The sequence below is a fragment of the Brevibacterium sp. Mu109 genome (genome assembly GCF_900169375.1).
In the GTDB taxonomy this organism is placed as follows: Bacteria; Actinomycetota; Actinomycetes; order Actinomycetales; family Brevibacteriaceae; genus Brevibacterium; species Brevibacterium yomogidense_A.
This window is the reverse complement of the sequence record NZ_FXZF01000083.1, coordinates 1-1,943: the sequence shown is the minus strand read 5'-3', so window position 1 is coordinate 1,943 and position 1,943 is coordinate 1. Positions and strand designations below refer to the sequence as shown.

At 65.5% G+C, this 1,943-nt stretch carries 1 protein-coding gene; it reads right to left on the bottom strand.

Features of this window, described 5'->3' with window-relative positions; genetic code table 11:
* Positions 1–357: 357 nt before the first annotated feature.
* The gene (locus BSP109_RS16490; RefSeq protein WP_257944757.1) at positions 358–1,812 is read right to left on the bottom strand and encodes a recombinase family protein; all 1,455 of its coding nucleotides are present in this window, start codon (positions 1,810–1,812) and stop codon (positions 358–360) included.
* Between the last annotated feature and the right edge of the window lie 131 nt (positions 1,813–1,943).

Genomic DNA, 1,943 nt, shown 5'->3' with positions numbered 1-1,943 from the left:
TACGGAAGACGAACACGCCCCCACTGGGGCTGTCGGCGGTGGTGTAGTCGTAGCCGAGGTCACGAGTCCACGAATCCCAGTTGAAGTAGCGCACTACCTCTTCAGGCACGTCGTGCAGTAGTCCGATACCCACCTCTGCTTTTAACATAGCCTGGAGCGCCAACTGCGATGGTCACGACGGGTTGTGTTCTAGTGGTGACTTCGAGCGAGGGTTGACCAGTGCCTCGTGGCACGACAGGTTCATCGTCTGGGGTGAATGCACCCCTTATACGGACATTAAACCTGATTGCTATCTTGAACGCCAAAGGGAGCGAAGGATCGAATTCCCTTTTTCGATATGACTAAGCGACCTGCTGGTCAGTCCTGGACCCACTCGATCGCGATGGTGGGAATGACCTTCTCGACGGTCGGGGTACGTTGACCCTTCCGGACCGGTCGGATCACCACGGTCATGAGTTCCTCAACGACGGTACGCCTGCGCCCAAGGCTCGCGGCGTCCCACCATGCCTCCGCGTCGCCGCTGTGGACGGCCTCGGCAAGCGGATCGTGCTGGATGACCTTCTGGAGGCGGGCTTCGAGATCGGCGCGCTCATCGTCGAGGGTCTCGAGAGCGTGCATGGCGTTCCCGGTATTGCCTCGGGTGGCGAGGAGGTTGTAGATGCCCTGCTCGCGCCTGTCGAGGTCTGCCAGCTGCGCGTTGAGCTCACTCGGGCTCTCTCCGTCGTCCGCGGCCTGCGCGAGCAGCGTTGAGGCGTCGGGCTCCTGGAGCCTGCGGATGCAGATCAGCGTGACGGCTTCATCGATGGGGTCGCCTGCGCGGTGGAAGTGATTGTTGCGGCAGCGGTAAGTGTGGTATCGCTTCGAGGCGGCCTTGCCCGATCCGTCGACGCGCTTCGTCGGGTGGCTCTTCCCCGAGGCTGCGTACACGGGCTCTCGGCAGGTCGCGCAGACGGCGAGACCGGAGAGCAGCCAGCGGCGCGCGGTGCCGTTGTGGACGGGTTCGCGCCCGACGAGCTGCGCCCGAGCTGCGCTGACATAGGCGCGGGAAACGATCGGCTCCCACGCGCCGGCCTCGCACTCGTCGAGGTCGATCTTGGCGAGGTCGTAGTGCCCCGCGGCGACCTGCTGCGCGGGCGGCAGGAGCCCAGCGTAGTGAGGGTTCATCAACATCCGACGCACCGTGGTGCGCCTCCACGGCTTCCCCGCTCGTGTGGTCCGTGCGGCACGGTTCAGGTCACGCGCGATCTGGCCGAGAGGCGCGCCCGCGAGAAAGTCTCCGAAGATGCGTCGCACGTCGGCCGCCTCGTCCTCGACGATCTCGAACCGGGTGCCGTTCGCGTCGCGCTGCGAGGCGGGCAGCCAGCGGTACCCGTAGGGCGTGTGGCCGGGGCTTGGGTGGCCCTGCTTGCGCCGTTCGATGGCGTAGCGGCGCGCGCGTCGGGTCTTGACCTGCACCTCGCGCTCAGCGAGGAGGACAAGCTGCTTGAGCATGAAGTCGTCGTCCTGGGTGTCGATAGCGCCGCGTACGGTCACGATCCTGATCTCGCGCTTCTGGCGCAGTTCGAGCACGTCGGCGAGGCGGCGCGTGAGACGGTCCACGTCCACGACGATCAGCACGTCGAACTCGCCCCGGTCATAGGCCGAGAGCATGTCCGCCCAGCCGGTCCCGGCCCCTCGCGCCTTGCTCCCGGAGGTGTCATTGTCCTTGAACTCGTGTAGGATCCGCCAACCACGGCGGCGAGCCTCCTCCCGGCAGTCGGCGAGCTGCTGCGAGATGCCCTGATCCTGGTCGATCGACTGGCGGACGTAGATTGCGGGCTCTTCACGAACGAGGGTGTAGTCGAGGTCTGAAACCGCCGGCTTCGAGCAGACTCCTGTCGATGTAGTGCCTCAGGTTCCGGAACCCAAGCGCGATCCCGCGCAGATGCTCGAGTCGGCCATTG